Below are 7,451 nucleotides of genomic sequence, written 5' to 3' on the forward strand. Positions count from 1 at the left end.
AGCGCGCCGTCGACGCGGGCGCCGACGGCGGCCTGCTGATGCCGCACTACCTGGTCAAAGCCCCGCAGCACGGCCTGGTCGAGCAGGTCCGCAAGGTCGCCGAGCACACCTCGCTGCCGCTGATCGCCTACCAGCGCGACTACGTCCGGTTCACCGCCGCCAGCGCGGCCCGGATCGCCGAGATCCCCACCGTGATCGGGCTCAAGGACGGGCACGGCGATCTGGACGGGCTGCAGCGCATCCGGCTGCGCACGCCGGAGGACTTCCTGTTCTTCAACGGTGTGGCCACCGCCGAGATGCAGGCGCGTTCCTACGCCGCCATCGGTGTCGGGCCGTACTCGTCGGCCGTGCACGCCTTCGCGCCCGAGATCGCCAAAGCGTTCTGGAGCGCGTTGCACGCCGGTGAGCACGAGCGCGTCGAGCGACTGCTGCGCGAGTTCTACCACCCGCTGGTGGAGCTGCGGGACCGCCAGCCCGGATACGCGGTTTCGCTGGTCAAGGCGGGCGCGCGGCTGCGCGGCTTGTCCGTCGGGCCGGTGCGCGCACCGCTGGCCGATCCCGGCACCGACGACCTCGCCGAGCTCGGCGACCTGATCGAAACGGGCCTCGCGCTCGTGTCCTGAACTCCGGAGGCCCCGCATGTCGAACTCCACGAGCATGTCGAACCCGGCACGCATCGCCGAAGTCCGCGTCACCCCCATCCTGATCAGCGACCCCCCGCTGCTGAACGTGCAGGGCGTGCACCAGCCCTACACGCCGCGCACGATCGTCGAAGTCGTCACCGGCTCCGGAGCGAGCGGCATCGGTGAGACCTACGGCGACACCGACTACCTCAAGATCGCCCAGGCATTCGGGCCCGAGCTGGTCGGCGCGCCGCTGACCGCGCGCAACGACCTGTTCCGGCTGGTTTCGGCCGCGGCGGCGCAAGTGCGGACCGCCGAGCTGGACAACACCGTCGTCGCCGAGGGCCTGCGCGGCTCGCGGACGCAGCACAAATTGGTGCACAGCGTGGTTTCCGCGTTCGAGGTGGCGATGCTGGACGCGCTCGGGCACGAGACCGGGATGCCGGTGCACGCGCTGCTCGGCGGCAAGGTGCGCGACCGCGTGGAATACAGCGGGTATCTGTTCTACCGCTGGGCCGAGCATCCGGGCGAAGGAGAACCGTCCGACGACTGGGGCGCCGCGCTCGACCCGGCGGGCGTTGTCGCGCAGGCGCAGCGCTTCGCCGATCGCTACGGGTTCCGCTCGTTCAAGCTCAAAGGCGGCGTGTTCGAGCCGAAGCAGGAGGTCGCCGCGATCCATGCGCTGCGCGAGGCGTTCCCGGACGCGCCGCTGCGGCTGGACCCGAACGGGGCGTGGTCGGTCTCGACGAGCCTGGAAGTGGCCGCCGCGCTGGAAGGCGTCGCGGAGTACCTGGAGGACCCGACCGCCGGGACCACGTCGATGGCCGAGGTCGCCGAGCGCACCAGCCTGCCGCTGGCCACGAACATGTGCGTCACCGCGGTCGAAGAGGTAGCCGAGGCGTTCACCCGCGACGCGGTGCAGGTCGTGCTCTCCGACCACCACTACTGGGGCGGGCTGCGCGCCACCCAGGACCTGGCGGCGGTGTGCCGGACCTTCGGGCGCGAGCTGTCCATGCACTCCAACACGCACCTCGGCATCAGCCTGGCCGCGATGACCCACGTGGCCGCGACGATCCCGGAACTCGGCTACGCCTGCGACACGCACCGGCCTTGGCAGACCGAGGACGTCATCACCGTCCCGCACACCTTCACCGGCGGTGCGGTCGAGGTCACCGACACCCCGGGGCTCGGCGTGGCGCTGGACCGCGATTCGCTCGCGCGGCTGCACCAGCGCTGGCTGGACAGCGACGTGCGCGGCCGCGACGACGCCGCAGCGATGCGCCGCGTCCATCCGGAGTGGACATCGCCGAGCTTCCCCGTCTGGTAACGCCAGCGGCCGGTTGGCCGCGCCGCACAAGAAAAATCGGAGACGTCAATGACGACGGTGCCGCCTTCGTCCACTGCGGACGACCCAGCGCTGCGCAGCGCGGTGCGCAAGTTCTTCCGCCGCATGATCCCGCTCGTGGTGCTGATGCTGATCATCAACCAGATGGACCGCACGAACATCGGGTTCGTGCGCGCGGACCTGGAGGCCGATCTGGGCATCGGGGCCGCCGCCTACGGGCTCGGCGCCGGGCTGTTCTTCGTCGCCTACGCCATCTTCGAAGTGCCCAGCAACATGCTCATGGAGCGCTTCGGCGCGCGGGTCTGGCTGACCCGGATCATGATCAGCTGGGGTGTGGTGGTGTTCCTGATGTCGTTCATCACCAACCCCGCCACGTTCTACCTCATGCGGTTCCTGCTGGGCGTGGCCGAAGCCGGCTTCTTCCCCGGCGTCATGTACTACTTCACCTGCTGGCTGCCGGACCGCTACCGCGGCGGGCGACGGCGATCTTCCTGGCAGGCTCGGCGGGGGCCTACGTCGTCACCGGGCCGGTCACCGGCGGCCTGCTGGAACTGGACGGGGTCGCCGGGCTGGCGGGCTGGAAGTGGATGTTCCTGTCCCAGGGCGCGCTGTCGGTGCTGATCGGCATCGTCGCGGCGTTCTTCCTGGTCTCCCGGATCCCCGAGGCCAAGTGGCTCTCGGCGCAGGAGAGATCGGCGCTGTCGGCCGCGGTGGCCGCCGACGACGCGAACCGGCAAGCCGCCGGAGCGCGCACGTCCAAGGCGCGGTTGCTGCTGGAACCGCAGGTTCTGCTGCTGTGCTTCATCTTCTTCGCGATTTCGCTGACCGGCTACACCATCACGTTCTGGTTGCCGAGCCTGGTCGACGGCATCCGCGGGCTGCCCGACTTCGGCGTCGGGGTGGTGAGCGCGATCCCGTGGGCGGGCGCGATCGCCGCGATGTACGGCATGGGGCGGTTCACCGACCGCACCGGCGTCCGCAAGCCGTACGTCTCGGCGGCGCTGGTCATCGCGGCGATCGGCACGTTCCTGACCACTCTGGGCAGTCCGTGGTTCGGGGTGGCGGCGATGTGCGTGGCCGCGGTCGGGTTCAAGTGCTCGGCGTCGATCTTCTGGCCGATCGCCCAGCAGGGCCTGGACGGGCGGATCGTCGCACCGGGCATCGCGCTGGTGAATTCGCTGGGCAATTTGGGCGGGTTCGTCGCGCCCACGGTCATCGGATTCCTGGAGCAGTCGACCGGCTCGACGACCATCGGGCTGTACGGGCTGTCGGTCGCTTCGTTGCTCGCGGCGGGTTCGGCCACCCTGATCGGCCGGGGACGCGATCGCGCCGCCGCCGTCCCGGCCGGTTGTTGACCGCCGCAGCGCCCGTCGGCGCCGCCCGGACCGGGCGATGTGTACGGTTGCAGCGGGAAAGCGGGCGCTGGGAAAAGGGCGCCGTGGCGGCGTTTTCGCGGTCGCCGGGAAGTGCGGGATGAGCATGGCGGAGGGCCAGAAGGGCGTGCGCGACGTCAAGTCGGCTGCGCGCACCGTGGAAGTGCTGGAAGTGCTCGGCGCCCTGGAAGGGGAGCCGGTGAACCTGCGCGAACTCGCCGAGCGCACCGGTGTTCCGCGCAGCAGCCTCTACGCGCTGCTGCAGACCTTGGTGGCGCGCGGCTGGGTGCGCACCGACGCCACCGGCTCGCTCTACGGCATCGGGATGCGTGCGCTGCTGGTCGGCACGTCCTACATCGACGGTGACCGGCTGGTGGCCGAGACCAAGCCGTACCTGGACGAGCTGGTCGCCGAACTCGGCGAGACGGTGCACTTCGCCCGGCTGGACGGCGCGGACGTGGTGTACCTGGCCACCCGGGAGTCCAAGCACCACCTGCGCCCGTTCAGCCGCGTCGGCCGTCGCCTGCCCGCCAGCGCGACGTCGCTGGGCAAAGCGCTGCTTGCGGAGCGCGACGCGGCGGAAGTGGCCGCGCTGCTACCGGATCCGCTGCCGATGTTCACCGAGGCCACGCTGGACCGCGACGGACTGCGCTCGGACCTGGCCGCGACCCGCGAGCGCGGCTACGCGGTGGAGGACGGCGAAAGCAACCTCGGGGTGCACTGCATCGGGGTGGCATTGCGCTACGACGAGCCCGCCCAGGACGCGATCAGCTGCTCGGTGCCGACCGCGCGGGTGACGCCGGAGTTCGAGCGCGAAGCGGTGCGGCACCTGCTGCGCGTCCGGGACGCGATCGAGCGGGCCGCCCGCAGCTGGCCGCGCTCGCAGGTGTCCTGGCGCTGATTCGTGCACAGTGGACTCATCCGGTTTTTGCCGTGCCAAATCGGCAAAACCGGATTACTGTCCACAGTGGCTCATGAAGCGGTGAATCGCGGTGCGGAACGCATCCCGCACCGCGGCCCGCCTCCGCCGCTTCAGTCCTGCTCGAGCGAGAGCGCCTGCGCGGGACACACGTCGACCGCCGTGCGCACCGCCTCCGCGGTCTGCTCGGTGGTGCGTTCGGTCAGCAGCAGGACCGTGCCCTCTTCCTCGTCCTGGTCGAACACGTCGGGCTCGGTGAGCACGCACTGCCCGGCCCCGACGCACCGGTCCGTGTCGGCGATGATCCGCATGTTCCCTCCTACCAGGCCACCGGCAACCGGTGCAGCCCGAAGATGTTCGCATCGTTCTTGAACGGTAGCTCGGACACCGCGGCGTCCAGCCGCAACCCGGGAATTCGCCGGAACAGCGTGTCGAACACGATCCGCAGTTCCGCGCGGGCCAGGTTCTGCCCGAGGCATTGGTGCGGCCCGAAACCGAACGCCAGGTGGTTGCGCGCGCCCCGCTCGACGTCGAGCTCCTCGGGCCGGTCGAACACCTCGGCGTCCCGGTCGCCGGACAGCGCGAGGCCGATGACGCCCTCGCCCGCCTCGATCAGGCCGCCGCCGATCTCCACGTCCTCCAGCGCGACCCGGGAGGTCGCGAACTCCGCGATCGTGAAGTAGCGCAGCAGTTCCTCCACGGCGCCCGGGGTCTTGCCCGGATCCGCGGTGATCGCCGCCAGCCGTTCCGGGTTCTCCAGCAGCATCAAGGTGCCCAGCGAGATCATGTTGGCGGTGGTCTCGTGGCCCGCGATCAGCAGCAGCACCGCCGTCGCGACCAGCGCCTCGACGTCGACTTCGCCGGCCGCGCGCTGGGCGGCGACCTGCCTGCCCAGCAGATCGTCGGTGGGCTGGGCGACCTTGCCGCGGACGAGTGTGTCCAAATAGGACTTCAGATCGCCGATCGCGGAACCGCGCTGCTGCGGGGTCGCGTCCCGGTTGAGCAGCGTGGCGCTGCGGGACTGGAAGAAGTCGTGGTCCGCGTAGGGAACCCCCAGCAGTTCGCAGATCACCAGCGAGGGCACCGGCAGCGACAGCTCGCGCACCAAGTCCGCGTGTGGCGGCCCTGCCAGCATGGCCTCGACGTGCTCGTCGACGATCTGCTGGACGCGCGGCAGCAGCGCGTTGATCCGCCGGACGGTGAATTCGCCGAGCACCGCCCGGCGCGCGGCGGCGTGCTCGGCTCCGTCCATCGAGATCATCGATTTCGGGAACTGCTCGCCCTTGGGCCGTTCGACCTGGAGCGGGAAACCCGGATTGCGGCGGTCCGAGCTGAACCGCGGATCGGCGAGCATCGTCCGGACGTCCTTGTGCCTGGTCAGCACCCGGACCCCGCGGCCGTCCGGCAGTCGGCCGCTGCCGAGGCGGCCCTGCTCGCGAAGCTGCTGGTAGGCGGCGGGCTGGCGGAACGGGCACTCGCGGGTCATCGGGAAGGACGGTGCTTGGGAGGCGGCGGGGTCGGGCATCCCGGCTCCTTATGTGGAGGGAAACAGTCCGGTTACTCTCACCCAGGTTAGCGAAGCGGAGGATTTCCATCCACCTGCGTCCGGGTGAGAAGATCCGCGGCGACGAGGAGGAAGATCCCATGACGTCCGATTCGACGGTGCCGGATACGGCGCTGCGGGCCGACGCCCGCCGCAACCGGATCCAGCTCATCGAGGCCGCGGGCCGCATGTTCGCCGAGCACGGCCCCGACGTCGCGATGGAGGAGATCGCCCGCGCGGCCGGGGTGGGCATCGGCACGCTCTACCGCCGCTTCCCGGACCGCGAGGCGTTGATCCGCGGCGTCTGCCAGGACAACTACCGCCAGGCGCTGGACGAGGCCCGGCTGGCGCAGCAGGACGAGCCGACCGCGTGGCAGGCACTGGTGCGGATCGTGCGCCATGTCCGCGCGTTGCAGCTGAGCGTGCACTTGGCGTTGGTGTCGCCGAAGGTGCACCGGATCATCACCTCCGACGAGCTCAGCGCGCGTTCGCGTGCGGAACTGCTTCGCCTGCTCGACGAGGTGGTGCGGGACGCGCAGCGGGAAGGCACGCTGCGCCGCGATGTCGGCACCGGCGACGTGGCCATGCTGTGCTCGCTGCTGCTGCGCGAGAACCTCAACCACGAGTTCGGTGGCGACGGGCGCGAGCGGCGGGCGCGGTTGCTGCTGGACGCGCTGCGCACCGGGCCGCCGGAAAGGCTGCCGGGAGATCCGGTCGGGCTGGCCGACCTGGATTTCTGAATGCCTGTCTTAGCGGTCGGCTTGCGTGGGCAGTTGCTTCGCGGAACCTCACCCGCCGGTGGTTGCGTTGCGTAGGTGGGTGGCGGAAGCGGCTGGCGCCGCTTAAAAAAGACCAACACCAGAGCCGAACGTAGGCGTCTCTCCGAGTCGGCCGCCGCCTCCCCGCGGGAGTTCTCCGGTGCCTGAGCCGATCGCCCGAGCTTCCGGGGTAGCAGACTCGCGGGCGCATGAGCTTTCCGGAGGTCGCCCGCGGGGAGCGGTCACGAGCCCGGCGGCGGCGCGGTGTCGCCGGGTTCGCGGTGCGGCTGGAACGGCTTCGGCCGCACCCCCAGATCGGCCGAACCCGCTTGCTCTCACGTGGTGGCTCAACTTAGGGCTGCCGATGGCGCGCGGGAAGTTCATTCTTGCCCAATCGGGCCGCGCGGCGGTAAGAAATTGCCCGGTCGCGCTGTTCAGCGGCGGTTCGCCGGAAAATGATCTAGTTCGGCGGCGGGTCGTTCGACCATAGCTCTGCGGAGGCGGAAACGTCACGGACCACCGCCCGGCGGGTTCGATGATCAACACGACGCCGGTGTGCGGTAGGTTGCCGCGGCGGAGACAGGTGCGGGTGCGTGAAGTGATCAATTGCGATTCGGGTGCGTCGGCGGCCGAACAGGCCCCCGAAGCGGCACGACCGGAGGTCGAGCAGCTGCGCGGGCTGCAGGCCGACGCCGCAGCCCCCGGCGGCTTGGCGCTGGTGCTGCGCCGGCTCTCGAGGTTCGTCGGCGGTCCGGCTGCGCTGCTCGGCCCCGACGACCGCTCGGTGCAGGTGCACAGCTGCCACGGCCCCGCCCGCCAAATCGACGTCCTCCGTGAGGTTTTGCTCGGTCTGCTCGCCGACGACGAAACGCTCGAGCCCCGCGACATCC

At 70.4% G+C, this 7,451-nt stretch carries 7 protein-coding genes and 1 pseudogene; 6 read left to right on the plus strand and 2 right to left on the minus strand.

What is annotated here, in order from left to right:
* The 4 genes and pseudogenes from IJH84_RS21540 to IJH84_RS21555 form a co-directional block, all read left to right on the plus strand.
* On the plus strand, positions 1-623 hold a 623-nt coding region (locus IJH84_RS21540), incomplete at its 5' end, for a 5-dehydro-4-deoxyglucarate dehydratase (protein ID WP_295148237.1).
* A 16-nt stretch (positions 624-639) separates the two neighbouring features.
* On the plus strand, positions 640-1,950 hold the full coding sequence (locus IJH84_RS21545) for an enolase C-terminal domain-like protein (protein WP_233627508.1): 1,311 nt from the start codon (positions 640-642) through the stop codon (positions 1,948-1,950).
* A 162-nt stretch (positions 1,951-2,112) separates the two neighbouring features.
* Positions 2,113-3,323 (plus strand): annotated as a pseudogene (locus tag IJH84_RS21550) (MFS transporter).
* A 118-nt stretch (positions 3,324-3,441) separates the two neighbouring features.
* Complete coding sequence (locus IJH84_RS21555; protein WP_200070540.1) at positions 3,442-4,242, plus strand: IclR family transcriptional regulator; 801 nt, start codon at positions 3,442-3,444, stop codon at positions 4,240-4,242.
* Positions 4,243-4,373: 131 nt separating this feature from the next.
* On the opposite strand, the gene IJH84_RS21560 is transcribed toward IJH84_RS21555, so the two are convergent.
* Together IJH84_RS21560 and IJH84_RS21565 are read right to left on the minus strand one after the other, a co-directional pair.
* Positions 4,374-4,571 carry a ferredoxin gene (locus IJH84_RS21560; RefSeq protein WP_200070539.1) on the minus strand — a complete coding sequence of 66 codons (198 nt, stop codon included), beginning with the start codon at positions 4,569-4,571 and terminating at the stop codon, positions 4,374-4,376.
* Positions 4,572-4,579: 8 nt separating this feature from the next.
* Entirely contained in the window at positions 4,580-5,785 is a 1,206-nt protein-coding gene (locus IJH84_RS21565) for a cytochrome P450 (protein WP_295148247.1), read from the minus strand.
* 119 nt (positions 5,786-5,904) lie between these two features.
* Between IJH84_RS21565 and IJH84_RS21570 the strand changes: the two genes are divergently transcribed.
* Entirely contained in the window at positions 5,905-6,543 is a 639-nt protein-coding gene (locus tag IJH84_RS21570) for a TetR/AcrR family transcriptional regulator (protein WP_295148250.1), read from the plus strand.
* A 607-nt stretch (positions 6,544-7,150) separates the two neighbouring features.
* Positions 7,151-7,451, plus strand: a 301-nt coding sequence (locus IJH84_RS21575; RefSeq protein ID WP_295148253.1) for an exodeoxyribonuclease V subunit gamma, incomplete at its 3' end; no start/stop codon positions are given.

Origin of the sequence: Saccharopolyspora sp., assembly GCF_017434145.1 — a bacterium.
Taxonomy (GTDB): domain Bacteria; phylum Actinomycetota; class Actinomycetes; order Mycobacteriales; family Pseudonocardiaceae; genus Saccharopolyspora_C; species Saccharopolyspora_C galaxeae.